Origin of the sequence: Chryseobacterium sp. SN22 (genome assembly GCF_008329705.1) — a bacterium.
Lineage (GTDB): Bacteria > Bacteroidota > Bacteroidia > Flavobacteriales > Weeksellaceae > Chryseobacterium.
In genome coordinates, this window is record NZ_VTSX01000007.1 from 63,263 (window position 1) to 84,238 (window position 20,976).

Consider the following 20,976-nt stretch of genomic DNA (forward strand, 5'->3'; position numbering starts at 1 on the left):
TCAAAATCTATTTAAAATTATTCACGGCATTGTTTATACGGGCGGTAGTTTCCTCTTTTCCAAGAAGTTCCATGATGTCCGGGACATCCGGGCCCTTCAGTTCGCCTACCAGGGATAGTCTCAGCGGCATCATTACTTTACCCATTCCCAATCCTTTGTTTTCCGCAAAATCATGAACCGCCTGCTTTAGGTTTTCAGCGCTGAATTCCACTGTTTCCAGTTGTTTGGCAAGCTCCTGTAACAGTCCGGAAGTTTCATCATTCCACGCTTTTTTTGCTGCCTTTTCATCGTAGGATCCGGGTGCTTCAAAGAAAAACTTCCCGTTTTCATAAATATCTTTCGGAAAAGTGGCCCTTTCTTTCATCAGGTGAATTACCTTCAGGAGTTTATCATCGGGAAGCGTCAGGTTTAAGTCTGAATCTTTTAAAATCTGAAGCAGCTCTTCATCCGATTTCTGCTGCATATACTGGTGGTTGAACCATTCCGCTTTTTCTTTGCTGAATCGGGCACCGGCTTTATGAACTTTATTTAAATCAAATTCTTTGGCCATTTCGTCGAGCGATAAAATTTCCTTATCATCTGCAGGCGACCAGCCTAATAATGCTACCATGTTGATAAAGGCTTCAGGAAGATAGCCGCTTTCACGGTATCCTTTGGAAACATTTCCTGTGGCAGGATCCGTAAAGTTCAGCGGGAATACCGGAAACCCGAATTTATCGCCATCCCTTTTACTCAGTTTTCCTTTACCTTCCGGTTTTAAAATCAGGGAAAGATGGGCAAACTGAGGGGCCTGCCAGTTCATGGCTTCATATAATAAGGTATGGAGCCCTAAAGAAGGCAGCCATTCTTCACCGCGGATCACATGGGAGATTTCCATTTCATGATCGTCGATAATGTTGGCAAAATGATAGGTCGGCATCCCGTCATTTTTTACCAGAACCTTATCGTCTAAAGTATTGGTATTGACGGAGAATTTTCCGCGGATGATGTCTTCAAGGTTCAAAGTACGGTCTACCGGCATTCTGAAACGCACGACATACGGGGTCTTTTCATCCAGCAGTTGCTGAACTTCTTCTTCAGAAAGCGTTAAGCTGTTTCTGAGCTGATTCCTGGTTTTGTTGTCGTAAGAGAAAACATCGCCTCTTGCTTCATATTCACCACGGATGGCATCCAGTTCTTCAGCCGTATCAAAAGCGATGTAGGCATAATCTGTTTTTAAGATCTGCTCTGTGTATCGGTCGTAGATGTCTCTTCTTTCGGATTGTCTGTACGGAGCAAATTTTCCTCCTTTTTTGGGACTTTCATCGGCGATGATTCCGCACCATTCAAGGGCTTCCTCAATGTATTCTTCTGCTCCTTCCACGTATCTTGCAGTGTCTGTATCTTCTATTCTCAATATAAATTCACCGCCCTGGTTTTTAGCAAAAAGATAATCATATAATGCCGTTCTTACGCCGCCCAAGTGTAAAGGTCCCGTAGGACTTGGGGCAAAACGTACTCTTACTTTGTCCATTTCAATTTTATTTTGGTGCAAAGTTAAGGGACTTTCCTTTAAAAAAGGAAATTCTATTTTGGATTTTTAAGAAGGATATAGTTTTTATATTCCCCGAAACGGATTTTCAGTAAGTCTTCGATCGGCTGCAGGTATTTGTCTTTCTTTTTCCAGACTGCCTGGGATTTATCATGATTAAATACAAAAGAGTAGGAGGCAATGGCTTCGGCCATTACTTTAGGATGGGTTCCTGTAAATCTGGTTACCCGGTCAACCGTGTTATAATTAAATTCGTCTTTCGGCGCTTCTTCCAGCTTCTTATCGGTATGTCCGTAATAATAGACAAAGTTATTGGCCTTTAAAGACATCGTTCTTTTGGATTTTACGGAGCTGTAATGGTAAACAGGTGCATTTAAAGCCAGTACTTTCAGCTTTTCTCCCCTTTCAGAGCCGTTTTCATAATTTTCGATGGAATTGAATTTTCTGAATCCCTGGGAATCGATATATGCCCTTATATTAGGATTGTATTTGAACATTCTGATCTCGTTTTTATGAACCCTTCTGCTGTTCCGGATATGGTTGTAATCGCCCCAGAAATGGATGAATGGCTGAAGCAGTCCTTCCACTTCCTGGTATTGATCGGCTTCCTTCATCTTTTCCAGGATTAAAGGATAATCTTTTTCATGCAACACCTCATCTGCTTGGATATGAATTACCCAATCTGCTGAGGGGGACACATGGGTAAATGCAATATTGCACTGCTGGGCAAAAATTTTACCGCCGCGCGTCAGTGAGTCGTCCCAAACCGTATCGATGATCTTTATCTTCGGGTCTCCGATATTTTCAATCGCTTCTCTGGTTCCGTCGGTAGAGTCTCCGACAGCAATTACAAATTCATCACATAATGGAAGAACTGATTGAATGGATTCTATGAAAGGAACTCCGTAAGTAAAGCCATTTCTGACATAGCTGAATGCGCTGATTCTCATTTAGTAATATTAGCAAAAAGCAAAAATCTCACTTTTTTTCTGAAGCCGCAATTATTTTTGAAAATTAATTTATATTCAGTTCACTTACCCTAAAGATGTGCTGAAAAGTGATGTAGATACAATCTAAGATATATTCGAGAATTAGTATAGATAGCTTTAACTGTCGGGAAAATTAAGCGTATTTCTTTTTATCATGAGCCAGTCAGTGAATTATGTAATAAATGTTTAGTTAAAATAAATTTTTCTGAATAAATGTGATTTTTGTTTATAAAGTCGTTATTTTAATTTTCAATATCTAAAATAGTTTTTTTGTTCACCTGTTATTTTGAAAATTAATTTACTTTTGTAGCCTTAAACATTACAGACATGTTAGAAATCGGAGAAAGACCCTGGGGTAAATATTTTGTTTTGGCCGATGAGCCGAATTACAAATTAAAAAGAATTGAAGTGAACCCGGGGCAGAAATTATCGTATCAGTATCATCACAAAAGACAGGAACAGTGGACGGTCATCGAAGGAAATGCGACTGTGGTCCTGGATGATAAGGAAATCAGCCTGAATTATGGAGAAAGTATTTTCATTCCTCTGGGGGCAAAACACCGGATGATGAATCTTTCCGATAAGCCTGTTGTTTTTATAGAGGTACAAACCGGGACTTATTTTGGAGAAGATGACATCGTAAGGCTGGAAGACGAGTACGAGCGGCAATAATAATTACACACTAAGGATGTCCGCTTATATAAGAAAACAGAATATTCTGATTATTCTGCTTCTGATTTTTTCATTTTCCTGTTCAAGAGAGGAAGAGGGTTTGTATGCTGAAAATGTAGAGCCTGTTTCAAATGAGAATACTTACACAGGCCCTGTAGATTACCTTACCGATATCGGAACCATTAACATCAATGTTATGGCCAATGGAAATCATCCCGGAAGGAATGACCAGTCATTTATTAAAAATATCAATGCACCTAATTTCGGATACTGCCATCCGGATGTTCAATATTTCCCCAACGGCTTCAACGGATACAAGTACTGGATGGTTTTTACTCCGTATTTCGGTGCTATCGGAGCAAATCCAAATGCTACCAGATATGAAAATCCTACTGTTGTCGTTTCAAACGATGGGTTGAATTGGATTTCTCCAAACGGAATTGATTCTCCGCTCCAAAAATGTCCGTCTGATAAAGAAAGTTTTACAGAAAACAAAAATGATGTAAAACAGGGATATTGGTCTGATGTAGATATGACATTTGAAAACGGTAAATTTTCTCTTTATTACAGAGCCAGCTTTGTAAAGGCATCTTCCCTACTATCAAGGGGTGCCAAGAATAACAATAATATACGCAAGCTTTCTAAAAATGCTCAGAGAACAATTGTAAGGCAAACATCTACAGACGGAATCCATTGGAATCCATTGGAAGCTGCTTATACAAGCAATTCGCCGCATGCTCCAAAAAATAATCATATGCTTTCACCAAGTTTTGTTTATACAGGAAATAAATATGTGAGTTATGAGGTTGAAAATAATATAAGTCCTAACTTCCCTGGTAATGATCCTTCTTATGTCATAAGAAGAACCTCTGATAACGGATTGGATTTCTCAAATTTTAAACAATGTCAAGTTGTTAACTTTACTAATAAACCTTGGACTGAGGTGAATCCAGTATTTGCTCCCTGGCATATTCAGGCAACTTATGTAGATGGATACTATTTTTTGTGTATTGCTGCCGGTGATGTTAAAAATTATACTGCAGATACGCTTTATCTGGCATTTTCTAAAGACGGATTAAATTTTAAAGTATTACCAAAACCTTTGGTTGAACATAATACCTATAGATCATGCGTCTTTCCGATGGCAACTACAGATGACACCATCAACTTTGGGGCTGTAATTGCTTATAAAACCGGAGTATTTAAGTATAGAGAGTTTCAGCTAAATAAAAAAAAGTTAGAAGCTTGTCTAATTAAGTAGAAACTATGTATTTTACTTAATCTTTGAAAGTATAGTATTTATATTTTATCGCAAATCCGATTTTTATTTTGTGAATAATCTCCTGCAGATGGCACAAGTCTGGCGGAATTTATATTTATGTATATACGTGTAACTATCTTAATCTGCAGGAAATTATATTTCAAGTTAAATTTAACTGAATTCCCCGTATTAACCATTGGATGCTTTTTATCCCTGTTGTATAAATTATACTTTTTAACTAAAATAATCCAAATCTTTTTCTTTTTTCCCAGTTACTTTGGAAAATTACACCCAGATATATTTTTTTTAATTTTTCGATATTATGAAACTTTTTTTCTAATCTATATTGTTTTTCATAATGATATACTTTGAAAAAGCCTTCAACCGGATAGATGTCTATCAATTTGCTTTTTAAAAGATATTCTCCATATATAACGCATTCGGATGGAGAGGTTACTTTATCAATTTCATTAAAGAAATCGATAAAAGTTTTATTTTGTTGTTTTAAATATACTTCTATGAAATGATTCCAAACCTTACAGCTCCACAGATAAGGAGAAGGGCCGTAATCCCATTCTTTCCCTTTGTTTCCGAAGAGAGGACGGGTTGCTCGTAATGCTTCTTTGAAGAAAATATTTTCAGAGTCCAGCTGTATATTTTCCATAGTTTCCAGGAAAGGCTTTGATTCGTGCATGATGGTGTATGGGGTGCTTTCATCATATAAAAAATCCGAGTAGTGAAAATCTTTAATAAACTCTGAATCAGAATCGATACATAAATAATTTTCGCATATATTCAGCCTGTATACGTGAGATTTTACGATTTGTTGATATCTCCATCCATCTTTATTATCTGCAATAATAATATCAGAATCTTTATAAATATTATATTCTTTCAACTTATCTTTAAAAAAATCAAAGTCTTCGTCATTAACGGAAATAATAACAGGAATCTCATCTTTATTATGCTTTTCAATCGAACGTATAAGATTGTTAGCCCTTTCAAAATCTGGCCTATACGTTTTAATAAACAAAATTAGGGAATGCATTTGTATATTATTTAATTTATTATAGCACTCCAAAATTTAAGAGTTCTGCTTTCAGAAAAATTATTTTTAAAATACTCTTTACCCCGGTTTCTTATGGTTTCATAATAAGTCCCGTCCTGTAGTAATGCTATGATATAATCTTTGAATATTTCCGGATCATTATTCACCAGGCACCCATTGTCGGATTTCGACGAAAAGCCGTCAACTGCCCGTTCCGTTCCTATAACAGGAAGTCCGAAAGATAAGGCTTCCACAACTTTTATTTTTATACCGGTTCCTTTGAGCATAGGGCAGATGGCTATTCTGCTTTCTGAATAATAGCTGCTGAGATCTTCTGCGAAAATAACTTTTGCTATGTTTTTATAATCAGCGATATGTTTGCAGACCCTTCCTACTACACATATTTTTATAGTTTCCGGAAGCAGCGGCAAAACATTCTCCAAAAACCACTGTATCCCTTCTATATTAAAAGGATTGTCTGAGCCCGTGAAAATAAGATCGTATTGCTTTTCCTTATTTTCATCAATAAAGTTTTCGGGGAAACTCGGCGGGATATTGACGACCTGATCTCCTAAAAAGCTTTTAAAAACGAAAAACTCCTCATTTGAAATTGTAACTATTTTATCAAATTTAGATAAGTTATTTATTTCTTCATTAAACCGACGGCCAACATTTAATGATCTGTTTTTATAAAATTCGTTTAAGGTAATCCAATCATGAGTGTCTACAATTTTGAGACAATTTTTCATAGAGTCCGGATCTAATAAATCCGCCCAAAATTCATAATTGATGATAATGGCATCGTATTTCTTTTTATTAAAAATATCTTTGAATTCTTTTTTCGCAAAGTCTGTTAATGACTGATTAGATAGACTTGGTTTTGTATAAGCTTTTAAAATTTTATACTTCCAATATTCTATTGTTGTTTTTTTCTTAGGAGGTCTGGGTGTTATAAAAAATAAATTGTCGACAATATTTTCATCAAAATCGTTAGTATCCTGCATATCTCTATAGATATGTTTTACCCCAACCAGATCAATACGGTGTCCCAGCTTTTTTAAAATAGTAAGTGTGGTTTTCGCTCTCACTACGTTTCCCGCTCTATTGGAGAATGGATTTTCCGGGAAAAAAAATAAAATCTTTTTTGACATTTATAATGTTTTAATCGCTGAATTGAATGTATTGATAACAGAATCCCAGGAGTAGTTCTCCAGAACATAGTTTTTTGCCCTGTTTTCTTCGGCTGCCGATTCTTCCGGGGCTTGGGTAAGGTAAAAGATGAGAGATTCTGAAAATTCCTTACTGCCGGCAAAGCTTTTGCCGGTTTTGCTTTTTTCGATATGGTCATGTAAAACCTTGCAGTTTTTGTTCACGATTACCGGGATTTTCATCAGCATGGCTTCTAATGTGATCAGGGACAGGCTTTCATAGAATGAAGGCATAATCAGAGCAGCGGCATGAATGAGCAGCGCATTTTTCAGATCATGATCGACGAATCCTGTAAGAATAAGGTCTTCTCCCCGGGTTATTGTTTCATCCAGCGCATTTTTACCGGCCAGTACCAATTTGATATCACGGTATTCGGGATGGGTCTTTTTGAAGTTTCTGAAATACTCAATCATCATCACACAGCCTTTGTCTTCCACGATTCTTCCGACATAGACAAAGTATTTTCCAGGAGAAAGATATTCCGGCAACGAGCCTGCAGACGTATCATAGTCGTCAAAACCGATCCCTGCAATTCCTGAATTTATGTTTTTTGTCTGGGGATAAACCTTTTCGACAAGATTTTTCTCAGTCTGGGTATTATAGACGATGAATTCCGGCAAGGAAAACAGCGTTTTATAACCTTCAAGGTAAAACTGGGGCTCATCATGCGCTGTCGGGATCAGGATGCTTTTTCCGGCTACTTCCTGAATTCCTATATTGGTAGGGTGGTACAGGTAAGTGAAAAAAATAAAGGCTTTGTAATTCTCTTTTTTTCCTTTAATAAAATCAATTAAATCAACAGAGAAAGGGCCTTGTGCCTCCAGCCACTCATTAAAACTGAACCCTTCTTTATTATATTTTTTCCTCTTGTAGAAAAGATAGACAAAATTCAGGAGAGTTAGTTTCCGGCTACCATATTTATAGATATTCCGGACCGTTTTACTCAGCTTGTTGAATTTTAGAAGATCTTTTTTTAAGGTTTTAAAACGCCTGACTTTAATGCCGTTAATATATTCTGTCCCTTCTGAATAGTAATTATCCCAGAATTCATATTCAATTGCACAGGTTGTAAGTACTTCCACCTCATAGAGTGAAGACAGCTTCTCAGCCAGCAGCTTCGCATGCAGTTCCGCTCCTCCGTTGATCTCTGAACCGTATCTCTGAACAACTATGGCAATTTTATCTTTCATATAGTAACGTAGTAAAGCCGTATTATCTTCCTTTTATTTTCTTTAAAATTTCGTTTACCTTTTTCCTGGCTTGGTTATACAGTCCCTTTTCCAGGTATTTTACACGCTTTTCTAGGATTTTGTTCTCGCTTATAATTTTCAGCAGGTTATTCTGTGCTTCAAAATCATTTCTTTCCGTAAGGATTTTTTTCTCAATAATATCAAGCCTGGTCTTCATCCGGTTGCCGATGGCTTCTAACGAAAAGTGAGTTTCGATATCCTCTTTTCCCTTTCGCCCGATCTCTGCGGCATGTTCCTGATTTTCGAATACGAATTTCATCAGCTCGGCAGCATGGTCCGTATCCGGTTCAGACCAGTAATTATTCTTAGGAAGCACACTTAAATCCACTTCATGCTTAAGCATTTTATACTTTACCAGAAAAGAATTGTTGACATGGGTGAAATCTAAATTCCCGGAATAGCCTGTGGTAATGACCGGTTTCCCCAGAGCCATGGCTTCAGCTATCGTCAGGCCGAACCCCTCAGAACGGTGCAGGGAAATATAACAGTCGGCTTTGTTCATCAGTGCCAAAAGTTCCGGCCGGCGGAGCATCTCCTCTTTATAGATGATGCTGGCATTATTTCCGATTCGTTCCATGACCTTCTTCTTGGATTTTCCATGCTGGTTGGAAAGCGAAGTTTTCAGGACGAGTTTTACCTTTTCGTTGTTGAGTCCGAAAGCCTTTTCGTAAGCGTCAATCAGTCCGATAGGATTCTTTCTTTCAATTAAACTGTTATAGTCAAAAACAAACAGAAAATTAAAACAGTCTTCTGAAAGTCCCATATCAAAATCCGTATCAATGTCTTCCTGTTTAATGTCGATCGGATGGGGGATGTTTACCACAGGAATAGGTGCTTTCAGCGACATGGAATCCAGGCAATACCTTGAGCACGTCCATATTTCGTCATAAAATTTAAAATATTCTGCATACACATCCGGAAATTCTTCCATTTCCCATGCCCAATACCCGATGTTGTATTTTCCCTGGAAATAATCAGTCGATTTTTCCTGGATGAAACTTAGGATCGCATCAATGTTCAGGTGGACAATATTTACCGGATAATTGTTGATGTTATCCTCAAAACTCACCGAAGTATCATTAAGGCGGTTTCTTACATTTTGGTTAAAATTAATTGGTTTTGCCGGAACGCCCACTTTTTTAAGTGCAGTCAGGTTATTTCGGATGGCTTCCCCAAATCCGATTTCTGCATTAAAAAAGCCAGACATATTTACTCCAAATATCTCCTTATCGTTACTCATATCAATTAATTTTAAAAATTTCTTTTAACTTTTTTTCAAACAAAGCCTCTTCTCCCAGAACCATCTCTTTATACACTTTAAAATGAGGAATATGTTGTGAATAGTCTTCCAGGACGGATTTTATTTTGCTGATAATTTCAGGAATCCGGTCTTCCCGGAAATTGAATTTATACCCGTCGGGAATCATCAGGTCTTCATAGTAGGCTGAAGAGCCGTTTTTCCCTGAAATAATGCAACAGTCCTGTGACACGGATTCCCTCAGCATTTTGTCGCGTCCCGGGTTTTCCCCGAAATCCACATACAAGAGGGATTTTGCCATCAGTTCTTTAATCTGAACGGCATTCATATTCCGGATCGGGATCCATTTCAGTTCAGGAGAAGCCTGGATCAGTGCGGCAATTTCCTTCTTTCCTTTTTTCGGGTTATAGAGAATGGTTTTATTGTTCAGATCTTTTGAAACAGGCAGACTGTTTTCCGTAAACTGAGGATTGATATAGTCACAAACATAATCAATCTGGGTTTCAGGAATTCCATGGTCCTTTAGATAAACTCCGGACCGGAAAGACTGTGCCCACTGGAAAACATTCGGAAGCGGCTCAAAATAATATTCCCTGTCTTTCTGTTGATAAAATAATTTTGTAAAAAAACTTTGCTTTCTTATGCGGTAATCCATTAAAATCTTATAAAAATCCACACTTAGCCACCAGATAATTTTCTGGCTTTGAGGATATTTTTTTATAAGATGGGTCATCGATTCCGGAATAATCAGGATATTCTCCGGACGGTCTTCAAATGACTTGATTTCCCGGGTTTTGTAGACGTCATAGTTTTTTGCTTTGGCATTGCTCCTTTGCGGAATGTAATGCATGAACACATTTTCATAATTCAGCTCATAAAGCTTGTTCGACAGCTGATGCAATGCTTCCGGACCACCTGTGACTTTTCTCGGAGGACAGAATATGATGATGGAGGAAGTGTTTTTATAGGAAATCATAAGGGCTTTTAATCATGAATTTGAAAATTTTATCACTTAGCGGTGCTATAATACCATTTAATTTCCAAAATTACAATTTATTACTCAATCAATTCATCCACCCAGTTATCGATCAGGTATTTATTGAAAATATTTTTTGGGATCTCGATGTAGGGGGTGTTAAAAAAAGATTCGGGAATCCGTATGTTGTTGAGGTCGGTAATGACAAAAATATTTTCAGGATTATAGAAATCGTAAGTCACGATGTCTGTATTGGTTGTGATTAACTTCTTTTTCAATCCCATGCTCTCAAAAACCCGGAAACTTAATCCTTGCTGCCCGGCTCTGCTGACATCAAGCATAATTTCGGATTTTTCCATAAAGGCATTGATTTCAGAGATAGACAGGGGAGTGCTTACGAATTCAAGATAAGGTTCGCTTTTCTTCTTGGGTCTAAAAACAATGATTTTACTGTTGACTTTCATTCGGTAAAGGGCCTTGGCGATCTTCTCTAAAACAGGGAATCTTTTGTCGTAGGAGCTGATATTGAAAACTTTGTATTTATACGTTGAAGGACTGTTGGCTATGGTCTTATAAATGAAATTCGTCTTGAAATTCAGATGGTATCTTTCGCAGTCTTTCTTTTCAAACGAAAAAACCTTGTCAAAAAGGGATAGGATCTTTTTGGTCTTCGGATAGCGGTTGATGGAATCGCTGATGATGAAAACCGAACGACGCGATTTTTTATTGATGGCTTGTATAGTGGCCGGTGATAAAAAGTCGGCTTTTATATAAATGACAGCATCAATGGATTCGATATCGCGGATCTCATTTAAGATGACTTCGTTATAATGGATGTGCTTTAGGTTGGAAATCCCCAGGTTTTTTGTAAAGAAATTAAGAGCCTTATGTCTGAAACTGGGGTATTTATACCGGAAACTGTGAAAATTAATGTGTTTTACTTCGTATGATTTTCTTTCAAGCGCGTCGGCAATGTATTGGTTGTAGCCCCAATTATCGTAAGTGATGAGAAGGATGAGTTTTTTTTTTTCTGTCATTTTTGTTTTTTTATACAGTGATTACACCAATGATTTATCTAAAAATCTTTCCAGTTCATCTTTTAAAAAAGAAGGTTTAAAATCCGAATAACTTATTGAATCTTTCACAAAATCCGCAACATGCAGAAAGCAGTCTGCCTCCGGACGGCTGCTCCATGCCCAATCCGACAGCTTAATCTGCGGTGAAAAAATAGTAAAGGTGGGAATGCCCAGTGCTTTGCTTACATTGGTGGCCCCGCCTTCATTTCCGATAAGGCATTTGCATAAAGCCGTAACCGCTGCAAATTCGCGTAGATTTTTGGTGTCAAAATCGACTACAATTGATCTTTTCGTTTCATCGGCTATCAGATTCAGCAGTTTTTCAAAAAGGTTTTTCTGTGAAGGAAGGTAATTGCACAGAATTTTTGCAGAAGGCTTATAAGATGCTATATAATTCAGCAATTCTGCCATATATTCTATAGGATAGGTTTTCTCTTCCGAGCTTCCAAAAGTGCTGATCATAATTAAAGGATTATTTTCAGACAAACCGTATTTGGCTAAAACTTCATGGGCATTACGGACTTCCTCATCCGTCAGATAAACTTTCGGAAAAGTTTCCTGAAACGGGATCCCTAACGGTTCCAGCAGCAACAGCCGGTGCTCAATTCCTAAGGTTGTGTTCTTTGATTTTACCTGGTTGTCCCTTTTTACAGGATGATTGTAAAAAAAACGGGTATATTTTTTAAAAAAGCCGATCCGGGTTCCGGCACCGGAAAAAAAGGTAATCGCCGCCGTTTCCAGTTTGGAATAAAGATCGATTACCAGATCAAACTTCTGGGCTTTTATTTCAGATAAAGTATCCATCAGGCTGTCCCTGAAAAAGATCACCTGATGGATATAAGGGTTGCCGATTAATATCTGGGCATATTTTTCCTCCAGCAGAAAGCTTATTTCCGCATCCGGATATTTATTTTTTAGAAGAGGGAGGATGGTGCTTGTGACCAGCACATCCCCCATAAATTTTTTCTGTATGATTAAAATCTTCATGCTTTTCTGAATTCAGAAACCGTCTTCTCAATAATCCTCACACAATCCATCAGCTGCTCTTCGGTGATCACCAATGGTGGAGCCAACCGGATGATGTTTCCATGCGTAGGCTTGGCCAATAATCCGTTTTCTTTGAGTTGCAGACAAAGATTCCAGGCGGTGGAACTGTCTGGCGTATCATTGATTAAAATGGCATTCAGTAATCCTTTTCCTCTTACCTTAGTAATCAGGTCTGTTTTTTCAATCAGTTTATCGATTTCCGAGCGGAATAATTTTCCTAATTCTTCTGCTCTTTCAGAAAGCTTTTCGTCTGCAACCACATCCAAGGCAGCTACAGCTACAGCACAGGCAATCGGGTTTCCTCCAAAGGTAGAACCATGTTGTCCGGGTTTAATGACGTTCATGATCTCATTATCGGCCAATACCGCTGAAACAGGGTACATTCCTCCGGACAGGGCTTTGCCTAAAATCAAAATATCCGGCTGCACGTCTTCATGATGGCAGGCGATCAGTTTTCCCGTTCTGGCAATACCGGTCTGTACCTCATCGGCAATAAAAAGAATGTTATGCTCTTTACACAGTTCGGAAGCGTTTTTCAGAAAACCGTCGTTCGGGACATACACGCCCGCTTCGCCTTGAATCGGCTCTACCAAAAATGCAGCAATATATTCAGCCTCCCTGCTTAAAACTTCTTCCAAAGCAGCGAGGTCATTGTAAGGAATTTTAATGAATCCCGGGGTAAAAGGCCCGTAATTCTGGTTGGCGTCCGGATCATTGGAAAAGGAAACAATGGTGGTGGTCCTTCCGTGGAAGTTATTCTCGCAGACTACGATTTTCGCTGCGTTTTCCGGAATTCCTTTCACTTCATAGCTCCATTTTCTGGCCAATTTTACGGCCGTTTCTACAGCTTCAGCTCCTGAGTTCATCGGTAAAACTTTATCAAAGCCGAACAGGGTAGTGATCTTCTGCTCGTACTCGCCCAGATTCGAATTGTAAAATGCTCTTGAAGTCAGCGCCAGCTTTTGAGCCTGCTCTACCAGTGCTTTCACGATTTTCGGATGAGAATGCCCTTGGTTTACAGCAGAATAAGCCGAAAGGAAATCATAATATTTTTTGCCTTCCACATCCCATACAAACACACCTTCTCCGCGGTCCAGAACCACAGGAAGCGGGTGGTAGTTATGGGCACCGTGCTTATCTTCAAGGTCAATAAAATATTGAGAGTTTCTTACTGTTTCTGCTGTTGACATAAATTTAGGTTTTCCGCAAAGTTATGAATTTGTATATAAATCTTTATCTTCGGATAATCAAATATAAAATTTTGAAAAAAGCAGTCACCCTTCTTTTGTTATTTTTGGTTTCTAAATCTACTTTTGCTCAGAAAAGTGCCGTTTCACCTTTTGATATTGAAGATTATAAAATTCTTCAGCATCAATATCTGGACTATGCGAAATCTAATCCTGAGAAAGCTATTAAAATTGAAGATCAGTATTATTCGATAAAAAAACTCGACAGCCTCCTTTTAATTAAAGATAAGATTAAAAAATTGCAGATGGCAAATCAACACTGGTCTGCTGAAGAACTTAATAAACATTCCAGGGAGCTTCCCGATCAGGTCATTCTTCCTTATGCATTCTTCAATCTGAAATATGGAAAATATAACATTTGGGCAAACGATGAAATGATAACTGTTTACAACAGAAATCTTGAAATCCGGTCTGCCGGTATCCATCTCACCGGAGATGAGTTTTCTCCGTTATTTATTTTTGAATCTGTCGAAAACTTTAATACCGGTATTAAAACCCAAAATAAATATCTGATTAGTAAAAAAAGGATTTCAACGTATAATGAAAATGCCAAGTATAAATTCCGGACAGGAATGGAAATGAAATGGGACGATAAGGGGAATATTACTTATGAAAAGGATTGGGACAAAGGAATCACGTTCGATCTGCAGGATTTGCTGAAAACCTACCGTAAAAAAATTGCAGATTATCTTATAATGAAAAAAGACAGTCTGGATGGTTACGAGTATTTGATGAAGATGCTTTCCGGATCAGGCCCGGAACCTGCAGAAAATTATGAGTATGAAGGTGTTTTTTTTAAAATAGAAAAAGACGAAAAAGGTGGGAATTTTTTCTGGTTGGTTTATATTACATCTACAATCTGTTTTATTTTTGATACCAAAGAAGGGAACGTTTTATCGCATAAAATAATTATTTATCATGGGTAAAAGTATATTTCTGTTAGCATTGCTTATTTTTTCGAATTGCTTTTCCCAGATTGTTTTTCCTTCCCAGGATAGAAAAACCTTACAATACGGATTAAAGTCTTCCGATGGAAGCTGGGTAGTAAAGCCTGAATTCCGCTCTGTTCAGAATTTTTATGATCATGGAATAAAAAGGGATTCTGTAGGAATATTTCAGAAGGATGAATATTATAAGAGGAGCAATATTGTTGTAAAATCCAGTTATGGCCTTTTTTCGGAAAAAGGGAAAAACCTGATTCCCGTAATCTATAAATCGCTGTACTGCACAAAAGGAATATGTATGGCAGGAACTCACGATAAAAAAACCGTGATTCTGAATTACAAAAATGAGAAATTAGCCGAATTGGAAGGAATTCCTCAAAAATTGAAAGATTCCATAGTGCTTTTTTATAGTTTAAAATACAATGCCCATTATTTTTTCTCCTTACGCAACTCCAAAATTAACGGTCCTTTCAGCACAATCAGTTTTACAGATAAAAATTTATTGTTTGCAGAAACTTTCTCAAGACAAAAAGCTTTTTATAAAGAAGATGGCAGTGTTTACCTAAGGAACGATTCTATCTATGACAGTAAACCAGAACTTTATCCTTATGATCTATTCCTTATAAAAAATCAAAAAGGAGTTACTTTTTCAGACCGAAACGGAAAGCTGTATGAAACGTATTATCAAAATGTAGATCCATGGCAAATGACGTACTGCAATAAACCTGTAAGTCATGGTGATTACACCACATGCAAAGATGGCGGAACTATTGATATAAAAAAAGTAGTGGAATATTATGGCTTTGATCCGTCTGTACTGTATATTACAAAAGAAAAAGAGTTGGAGTACAGCATACTTTCAACTTTTTCAGTTGACGATCTGAATAATGAGAATTTTGAAAACTACCAAATTGTACAGTATAAAAATCCCGAAAATCCTGCGAAAAGATATGCTGTTTTAGATAAAGATCGTGTAGTTCTGAATTCGGAATTTCCTATTTTGAAGTTTTTTATTGATACTGCTCTAACGCAAAATCCTGAAAACAGCAAATATTACATTGTAAAAAAAGATAAGACTGTTGAAGTTAATGAAAAACATCTGAATGAACTTAAAAGTTTTGGATCCGTGAATTTTAATATATCTTTTAATTCTAAAAATAATGTGATTAAAGTATATAATGAATTGAGTACAAAACTATTCATCGTTAATGAAAAAGGAAATATTAAAGAAATAAAAGGAAAAGATATTACTAATTTTTATAACGGTTTTGCATATCTGAATGATGGAAATAAAATGTTTTTAATTAATGAAAATCTGGAAAGATTGAAGCAAATAAATAATGGTAATAATAGTACTTTGGGATCTTTCAAAGATTTTGACAGCAACGGGATTCTTATTTGGAGCTCCTATAAAAATATTCCGGGTCAGCAGGATAAAGAATTTTATGGAGCATTACATTATAAAGGAGAAAAGATTATTCCAGAATCTGACAACAAAATCTATAAAGAAAATCCTATATTTTATATCTCGTATTCCGAAACCGAAAAAGATGAAGAAGGAAATCAGAAAAATTTCGCTTTTAATAAAAATGGTAAAAAGATAGATCCTAAGGATAAAGTCAATGGAATTTATTTTTCCTATTATCCGAATTATTTAATAATTCACTATGATTATGTTTCTTATTACTATTATTATTCTGGAGAATATTTGGGGAATGATAAAGACGGATTGGATTGGGAAGCTGATAAATTAGAAAAGTTAAGATTTTAAACAAAATAAAAACCGGTTTCAATCAGAAACCGGTTTTTATATTAATGATTATCATATTTTCTGTCCATTACAAAATCCTCCATGAATTTCGTCGTGTAGTTTCCGGCAAGGTAATCCTCGTGATCCATCAGCTGTCTGTGGAACGGAATGGTAGTTTTCACGCCTTCAATATAGAATTCCTCCAAAGCTCTTCTCATTTTGGCAATCGCTTCTTCACGCGTCTGAGCGGTCGTGATCAGCTTGGCAATCATAGAGTCGTAGTTAGAAGGGATGGTATATCCTGAATACACATGGGTATCTACTCTTACGCCGTGTCCGCCCGGGATGTTCAATCCTGTAATTTTTCCCGGAGACGGTCTGAAATCCATATAAGGGTCTTCGGCGTTGATCCTGCATTCGATAGAGTGAAGCTTAGGAAAATGGTTGATTCCGGAGATCGGCGTTCCCGCAGCCAATAGGATCTGCTCTCTGATCAGGTCATAATCGATTACCTGCTCTGTGATCGGGTGTTCTACCTGGATTCTGGTATTCATTTCCATAAAATAGAAATTCCGGTGCTTGTCTACCAGGAATTCGATGGTTCCTACTCCTTCATATCCGATGAATTCCGCTGCTTTTACGGCAGCTTCACCCATTTTCTCACGAAGCTCGTCCGTCATGAAAGGAGAAGGCGTTTCTTCGGTTAATTTCTGGTTTCTTCGCTGTACGGAACAGTCTCTTTCAGAAAGGTGGCAGGCTTTGCCATACTGGTCTCCCGCAACCTGGATCTCGATATGCCTTGGCTCCTCGATCAGTTTTTCCATATACATCCCGCCGTTGCCGAAAGCGGCTACCGCTTCCTGGATGGCTGATTCCCAGTGGTCTTTCAGGTCTTCGGCCTTCCATACCGCTCTCATTCCTTTTCCTCCGCCTCCGGCAGTGGCTTTGATCATCACCGGATAACCCGTTTCTTCAGCAATCTTTACCGCATGTTCGTAAGACTCGATCAGGCCGTCAGATCCCGGTACACAAGGAACACCGGCGGCTTTCATGGTTGCCTTGGCGTTGGCTTTGTCTCCCATTTTTTCAATCTGCTCAGGCGTAGCACCGATAAATTTGATACCGTTTTTCTGGCAGATTCTGGAGAAATTGGAATTTTCGGAAAGGAATCCGTAACCCGGGTGGATCGCATCGGCATTGGTGATTTCGGCTGCCGCGATAATGTTAGGGATTTTTAAATAGGAATCTTTGCTCATTGCCGGACCGATGCAAACCGCTTCGTCAGCAAACCTTACGTGAAGGCTGTCTTTATCCGCCGTTGAATATACCGCAACGGTCTTGATCCCCATTTCTTTACAAGTACGTAAAATACGCATTGCAATTTCGCCACGATTGGCAATTAATATTTTTTTGAACATCTTTCTGGAATTTTAAATTATAAATTTTGAATTTTAATTATTTTAAATGAAAAGCATCATCTAAAATTTATAATCTCTAATCTGGAATTCCTTAAGATGGATCTACTAAGAATAAAGGTTGATCGTATTCTACCGGAGTAGCGTCATCCACTAAAATCTTAACGATTTTTCCGCTTACTTCAGATTCGATCTGGTTGAATAATTTCATTGCTTCGATAACGCATACTACTTTTCCGTTGGAAACTTCGTCGCCTACGTTTACGAAAACATCTTTATCCGGAGATGGCTTTCTGTAGAAAGTACCGATCATCGGAGATTTGATGGTTACATACTTGCTGTCATCAGATGCCGCTTCCGTATTTTGTGCAGGTGCTGCAGCCGGGGCAGCAGTGAGTGCAGGTGCAGCCATTTGCTGAGGTGCCGTGTGGTAAACTGCAGGCTGTGCATAAGCAACCTCGCTTCCTGCTAATGGAGTTTTAATGGTGATTTCGAAATCTTTAGTCTTGTATTTCACTTCAGAAACTTCTGCCTTGGATACAAACTTAATAAGATTTTGTATGTCTTTAATGTCCATAAAATTGATATTTGATTTTGCTCCAAAGATACCAAAAAAACATAAAAAACAACAAAAAACCGCCAAATTTTATCAAAATTGAGCGGTTTTTGTATTAAAACGAGTGTTTTCGGGTGAAACGGACTCTTAGTTTTCTTCAGTAGATGCTACTTCTTTTTCCAGTACTACTTTACCTCTGTAGTAAAGTTTTCCTTCATGCCAGTGAGCTCTGTGGTAAAGGTGAAGCTCTCCTGTTGCTGCATCTTTAGCCAATTGAGGAACTACCGCTTTGTAGTGTGTTCTTCTCTTATCTCTTCTTGTGGACGATTGTCTTCTCTTTGGATGTGCCATTGTGTAATAACTTTTTTAATTGATGAGCGATGAGATTCATCATCTCATCATTAAACTATTTAATTTTTATTCTTCAAATTTTTTAACGCGTCCCATCTCGGGTCGCTTTCATGTTCTTCTTCCTCGTCATCTTCTTTCGGACTGAATTTGTCCAGGATAGCAAGGTCTTCTTCGCTTACGTTGGGTGAGATCTTTTTCATCGGGATGGAAAGAGCCACATTTTCGTAAATCAACTGGGCAATATTAAAGGCATGGTCTGCGGTAGGAATGGTAATCACATCTTCTTCGCTGTCATCATATTCCTCTCCGAATTTCACCAGTACCTTAATCTCATTTTCAATGGGATGATCGAAATTTTCGTTTGAAATATCACAAACCAATTCTACTGTCCCTTTTACTTTGATCTCAAATTCCATAAATGTGCTGTGCTTGTCCAATAGAACATCCACTGCAATTTTAGGATTTGTAAATTCCTGTTCAGTGTCAAACAATTGAAAGAACTCTTTATCTATCTCAAACCTGAACTCGTGCTTGCCGGTTTTCAGCCCGGAAAAGCTTATGTCGTAGTTTCTTAACTTGTCCATAAAATGAGTGTGCAAAAATATGCAATTTTTTTATAATAACAAATAAAATTTCTAACAAATTAATTTAAAATCTTCATTAAAGATTTAGGCCTCAGTTTCATCCGGCAGATCTTCATCTATTCCGTTGTCTACTGCCATTTTTCTTGGCTGCATGCGGTTGCTCATCAAATCGTTGTATTCGCTTCTGTTCCTGAAAATTTTTATGGCTGCAAAAATGGCTTCCGTAAAACTCTGGGGATCCGCAATGTTTTTTCCGGCAATATCATAGGCTGTTCCGTGATCCGGAGATGTTCTGATAAAAGGCAGCCCGGCCGTATAATTTACACCTTCTTCATAAGCCAGTGTTTTGAAGGGGGCTAATCCCTGATCGTGGTACATGGCTAAAACCGCATCGAAACTTCTGTATTTCCCCGGCTGAAAAAAGCTATCGGCAGGAAAAGGCCCGAAAGCCAGAATGCCATGGTCTGAAAGTTCTTTGATAGCTGGGGAGATAATTTCGATTTCTTCATTTCCGATAACGCCGCCGTCTCCTGCATGGGGGTTCAGTCCCAGAACTGCAATCTTCGGTCTCGTGACACCAAAATCTTCGATCAGTGTCTGGTTCAGCATCCGGAGCTGTTTTTTTATTTTTTCCTTGGAAATATTTTCAGCAACCTGAGTAATCGGGATGTGATGGGTAGAAACCGCTACCTTAAGATCATCCGTTACCAGAAACATGAGTCCTTTTTTATTGAACTTTTCTTCAAAATATCCCGTGTGTCCGGCATGTTTAAAGCCCATTTTCACCATCTCATCCTTATTGATCGGAGCCGTTACCAATACATCAATTTCTCCCTTCAATAAAGCTTCTGTTGCCGCTTCCAGGGATTCAATGGCCATTTTGGTAGATTCCTCCGTCGGTGTTCCCAACTCTACCGTAGAATTTTCTTTTACCAGATTTACCATATTCAGTTTTCCGGCGTGGGCCTGTGAAGCATCGTTGATGTAGTTGAAATTCAGGTTGAGTTTAAAAATGTTTTTCTGATAGGTAAATAATTTTCCCGAGCCAAAAATTACCGGCGTGAAAAAATCCGTGATGGTTTTGTCGGACAGGGATTTCATAATGATTTCCGGACCGATGCCGTTGAAATCTCCGATTGAAATTCCTACTCTTACTTTATGGTTTTTTGGACTCATTTTGATTATCTTTGAAGATTAATAAACTACAAATTTAGCAAAAAATAATATGTTCACAGGAATTATTGAAGCAGTCGGGATAATTGAGAAGATCGAGGAAAACGGAAGCAATATTGATTTTACTTTAACCTGCCCTTTTACCGATGAATTAAAAATAGATCAGAGTCTGGCCCACAACGGCTGTTGTTTAACGGTAGTAAAGATCGACGGAGAGCGATATATTGTAACCGCCATCAATGAAACCCTGGAAAAAACCAATCTTGGAAAATGGGAAACGGGAACAGTAGTCAACCTCGAACGCTGTATGAAAATGGATGGAAGGTTAGACGGGCATATCGTACAGGGGCACGTAGATAAGACAGGAGAAGTCGTGAGCATAGAAAATAAAGACGGAAGCTATTTTATTACCATACAATACGAAGACGATGGAAGCTTTGTGACGGTACCGCAGGGATCCATTACCGTAAATGGAATCAGCCTGACGGTTGCAAAAAGCGAAGATGCCCGATTTTCGGTAGCCATTATTCCTTACACCTGGGAATTTACAAATATGAAACATTTAAAAGCCGGAGATAAAGTTAATTTAGAATTTGATATAGTTGGTAAGTATATTGCTAGGTTAATTAAAAAGTAGCG

At 38.0% G+C, this 20,976-nt stretch carries 20 protein-coding genes; 5 read left to right on the forward strand and 15 right to left on the reverse strand.

Annotation, left to right across the window (positions count from 1 at the left end):
• Positions 1 to 7 precede the first annotated feature (7 nt).
• Both gltX and FY557_RS06085 read right to left on the reverse strand, forming a co-directional pair.
• Positions 8 to 1,513 carry a glutamate--tRNA ligase gene (gltX, locus tag FY557_RS06080; RefSeq protein WP_149246398.1) on the reverse strand — a complete coding sequence of 502 codons (1,506 nt, stop codon included), beginning with the start codon at positions 1,511 to 1,513 and terminating at the stop codon, positions 8 to 10.
• A 53-nt stretch (positions 1,514 to 1,566) separates the two neighbouring features.
• On the reverse strand, positions 1,567 to 2,481 hold the full coding sequence (locus FY557_RS06085) for a hypothetical protein (protein ID WP_149246399.1): 915 nt from the start codon (positions 2,479 to 2,481) through the stop codon (positions 1,567 to 1,569).
• Positions 2,482 to 2,847: 366 nt separating this feature from the next.
• On the opposite strand from FY557_RS06085, the gene FY557_RS06090 reads away from it, so the two are divergent.
• Both FY557_RS06090 and FY557_RS06095 read left to right on the forward strand, forming a co-directional pair.
• On the forward strand, positions 2,848 to 3,192 hold the full coding sequence (locus tag FY557_RS06090; protein ID WP_149246400.1) for a phosphomannose isomerase type II C-terminal cupin domain: 345 nt from the start codon (positions 2,848 to 2,850) through the stop codon (positions 3,190 to 3,192).
• A gap of 16 nt (positions 3,193 to 3,208) precedes the next feature.
• Positions 3,209 to 4,453, forward strand: a complete 1,245-nt coding sequence (locus FY557_RS06095; protein WP_149246401.1) for a hypothetical protein — start codon at positions 3,209 to 3,211, stop codon at positions 4,451 to 4,453.
• 238 nt (positions 4,454 to 4,691) lie between these two features.
• Here the strand turns inward: FY557_RS06095 and FY557_RS06100 are convergent, their stop codons facing one another.
• The 8 genes from FY557_RS06100 to rocD form a co-directional block, all read right to left on the reverse strand.
• The gene (locus tag FY557_RS06100) at positions 4,692 to 5,501 is read right to left on the reverse strand and encodes a DUF6492 family protein (RefSeq protein ID WP_149246402.1); all 810 of its coding nucleotides are present in this window, start codon (positions 5,499 to 5,501) and stop codon (positions 4,692 to 4,694) included.
• A gap of 11 nt (positions 5,502 to 5,512) precedes the next feature.
• Positions 5,513 to 6,652 carry a glycosyltransferase family 4 protein gene (locus FY557_RS06105; protein ID WP_149246403.1) on the reverse strand — a complete coding sequence of 380 codons (1,140 nt, stop codon included), beginning with the start codon at positions 6,650 to 6,652 and terminating at the stop codon, positions 5,513 to 5,515.
• Positions 6,653 to 7,900: a glycosyltransferase family 4 protein gene (locus tag FY557_RS06110; protein ID WP_149246404.1), complete on the reverse strand. Its 1,248-nt coding sequence runs from the start codon at positions 7,898 to 7,900 to the stop codon at positions 6,653 to 6,655.
• 22 nt (positions 7,901 to 7,922) lie between these two features.
• Positions 7,923 to 9,200, reverse strand: coding sequence for a glycosyltransferase family 4 protein (locus tag FY557_RS06115; RefSeq protein ID WP_149246405.1), 1,278 nt, complete (start codon positions 9,198 to 9,200; stop codon positions 7,923 to 7,925).
• A gap of 1 nt (position 9,201) precedes the next feature.
• Complete coding sequence (locus FY557_RS06120) at positions 9,202 to 10,194, reverse strand: hypothetical protein (RefSeq protein ID WP_149246406.1); 993 nt, start codon at positions 10,192 to 10,194, stop codon at positions 9,202 to 9,204.
• A gap of 80 nt (positions 10,195 to 10,274) precedes the next feature.
• Positions 10,275 to 11,231, reverse strand: a complete 957-nt coding sequence (locus tag FY557_RS06125; RefSeq protein WP_149246407.1) for a hypothetical protein — start codon at positions 11,229 to 11,231, stop codon at positions 10,275 to 10,277.
• A gap of 21 nt (positions 11,232 to 11,252) precedes the next feature.
• On the reverse strand, positions 11,253 to 12,257 hold the full coding sequence (locus FY557_RS06130; protein WP_149246408.1) for a glycosyltransferase family 9 protein: 1,005 nt from the start codon (positions 12,255 to 12,257) through the stop codon (positions 11,253 to 11,255).
• Entirely contained in the window at positions 12,254 to 13,507 is a 1,254-nt protein-coding gene (rocD, locus tag FY557_RS06135; protein WP_149246409.1) for an ornithine--oxo-acid transaminase, read from the reverse strand. Before rocD ends, FY557_RS06130 begins: the two co-directional genes overlap by 4 nt.
• A 71-nt stretch (positions 13,508 to 13,578) precedes the next feature.
• Between rocD and FY557_RS06140 the strand changes: the two genes are divergently transcribed.
• Together FY557_RS06140 and FY557_RS06145 are read left to right on the forward strand one after the other, a co-directional pair.
• A complete protein-coding gene (locus tag FY557_RS06140) occupies positions 13,579 to 14,490 on the forward strand; it encodes a hypothetical protein (protein ID WP_149246410.1) in 912 nt (303 codons plus the stop codon).
• Complete coding sequence (locus tag FY557_RS06145) at positions 14,483 to 16,279, forward strand: hypothetical protein (RefSeq protein WP_149246411.1); 1,797 nt, start codon at positions 14,483 to 14,485, stop codon at positions 16,277 to 16,279. The genes FY557_RS06140 and FY557_RS06145 overlap by 8 nt, the downstream gene beginning before the upstream one ends.
• 41 nt (positions 16,280 to 16,320) lie before the next feature.
• Here FY557_RS06145 and accC read toward each other — a convergent pair whose 3' ends face one another.
• The 5 genes from accC to pdxA all read right to left on the reverse strand — a co-directional run bounded on the left by accC (position 16,321) and on the right by pdxA (position 20,340).
• Positions 16,321 to 17,676, reverse strand: coding sequence for an acetyl-CoA carboxylase biotin carboxylase subunit (gene accC, locus FY557_RS06150; RefSeq protein WP_149246412.1), 1,356 nt, complete (start codon positions 17,674 to 17,676; stop codon positions 16,321 to 16,323).
• Between the two features lie 91 nt (positions 17,677 to 17,767).
• Positions 17,768 to 18,250 carry an acetyl-CoA carboxylase biotin carboxyl carrier protein gene (gene accB, locus FY557_RS06155; protein WP_149246413.1) on the reverse strand — a complete coding sequence of 161 codons (483 nt, stop codon included), beginning with the start codon at positions 18,248 to 18,250 and terminating at the stop codon, positions 17,768 to 17,770.
• Between the two features lie 126 nt (positions 18,251 to 18,376).
• Positions 18,377 to 18,580 (reverse strand): 50S ribosomal protein L32, encoded by a 204-nt coding sequence (rpmF, locus tag FY557_RS06160; RefSeq protein ID WP_149246414.1) that lies wholly within the window; start codon positions 18,578 to 18,580, stop codon positions 18,377 to 18,379.
• 59 nt (positions 18,581 to 18,639) lie between these two features.
• Positions 18,640 to 19,164, reverse strand: coding sequence for a YceD family protein (locus tag FY557_RS06165; RefSeq protein WP_149246415.1), 525 nt, complete (start codon positions 19,162 to 19,164; stop codon positions 18,640 to 18,642).
• An 84-nt stretch (positions 19,165 to 19,248) separates the two neighbouring features.
• Positions 19,249 to 20,340 carry a 4-hydroxythreonine-4-phosphate dehydrogenase PdxA gene (gene pdxA / locus FY557_RS06170; RefSeq protein ID WP_149246416.1) on the reverse strand — a complete coding sequence of 364 codons (1,092 nt, stop codon included), beginning with the start codon at positions 20,338 to 20,340 and terminating at the stop codon, positions 19,249 to 19,251.
• Between the two features lie 49 nt (positions 20,341 to 20,389).
• Between pdxA and FY557_RS06175 the strand changes: the two genes are divergently transcribed.
• Positions 20,390 to 20,974 (forward strand): riboflavin synthase, encoded by a 585-nt coding sequence (locus FY557_RS06175; RefSeq protein ID WP_149246417.1) that lies wholly within the window; start codon positions 20,390 to 20,392, stop codon positions 20,972 to 20,974.
• The last annotated feature ends 2 nt before the right edge of the window (positions 20,975 to 20,976 follow it).

Coding starts and splice junctions, on each gene's coding strand:
- gltX (WP_149246398.1), bottom strand. CDS start 1,513: ATGGACAAAGTAAGAGTACGTTTTGCCCCAAGTCCTACGGGACCTTTA.
- FY557_RS06085 (WP_149246399.1), bottom strand. CDS start 2,481: ATGAGAATCAGCGCATTCAGCTATGTCAGAAATGGCTTTACTTACGGA.
- FY557_RS06090 (WP_149246400.1), top strand. CDS start 2,848: ATGTTAGAAATCGGAGAAAGACCCTGGGGTAAATATTTTGTTTTGGCC.
- FY557_RS06095 (WP_149246401.1), top strand. CDS start 3,209: ATGTCCGCTTATATAAGAAAACAGAATATTCTGATTATTCTGCTTCTG.
- FY557_RS06100 (WP_149246402.1), bottom strand. CDS start 5,501: ATGCATTCCCTAATTTTGTTTATTAAAACGTATAGGCCAGATTTTGAA.
- FY557_RS06105 (WP_149246403.1), bottom strand. CDS start 6,652: ATGTCAAAAAAGATTTTATTTTTTTTCCCGGAAAATCCATTCTCCAAT.
- FY557_RS06110 (WP_149246404.1), bottom strand. CDS start 7,900: ATGAAAGATAAAATTGCCATAGTTGTTCAGAGATACGGTTCAGAGATC.
- FY557_RS06115 (WP_149246405.1), bottom strand. CDS start 9,200: ATGAGTAACGATAAGGAGATATTTGGAGTAAATATGTCTGGCTTTTTT.
- FY557_RS06120 (WP_149246406.1), bottom strand. CDS start 10,194: ATGATTTCCTATAAAAACACTTCCTCCATCATCATATTCTGTCCTCCG.
- FY557_RS06125 (WP_149246407.1), bottom strand. CDS start 11,231: ATGACAGAAAAAAAAAAACTCATCCTTCTCATCACTTACGATAATTGG.
- FY557_RS06130 (WP_149246408.1), bottom strand. CDS start 12,257: ATGAAGATTTTAATCATACAGAAAAAATTTATGGGGGATGTGCTGGTC.
- rocD (WP_149246409.1), bottom strand. CDS start 13,507: ATGTCAACAGCAGAAACAGTAAGAAACTCTCAATATTTTATTGACCTT.
- FY557_RS06145 (WP_149246411.1), top strand. CDS start 14,483: ATGGGTAAAAGTATATTTCTGTTAGCATTGCTTATTTTTTCGAATTGC.
- accC (WP_149246412.1), bottom strand. CDS start 17,676: ATGTTCAAAAAAATATTAATTGCCAATCGTGGCGAAATTGCAATGCGT.
- accB (WP_149246413.1), bottom strand. CDS start 18,250: ATGGACATTAAAGACATACAAAATCTTATTAAGTTTGTATCCAAGGCA.
- rpmF (WP_149246414.1), bottom strand. CDS start 18,580: ATGGCACATCCAAAGAGAAGACAATCGTCCACAAGAAGAGATAAGAGA.
- FY557_RS06165 (WP_149246415.1), bottom strand. CDS start 19,164: ATGGACAAGTTAAGAAACTACGACATAAGCTTTTCCGGGCTGAAAACC.
- pdxA (WP_149246416.1), bottom strand. CDS start 20,340: ATGAGTCCAAAAAACCATAAAGTAAGAGTAGGAATTTCAATCGGAGAT.
- FY557_RS06175 (WP_149246417.1), top strand. CDS start 20,390: ATGTTCACAGGAATTATTGAAGCAGTCGGGATAATTGAGAAGATCGAG.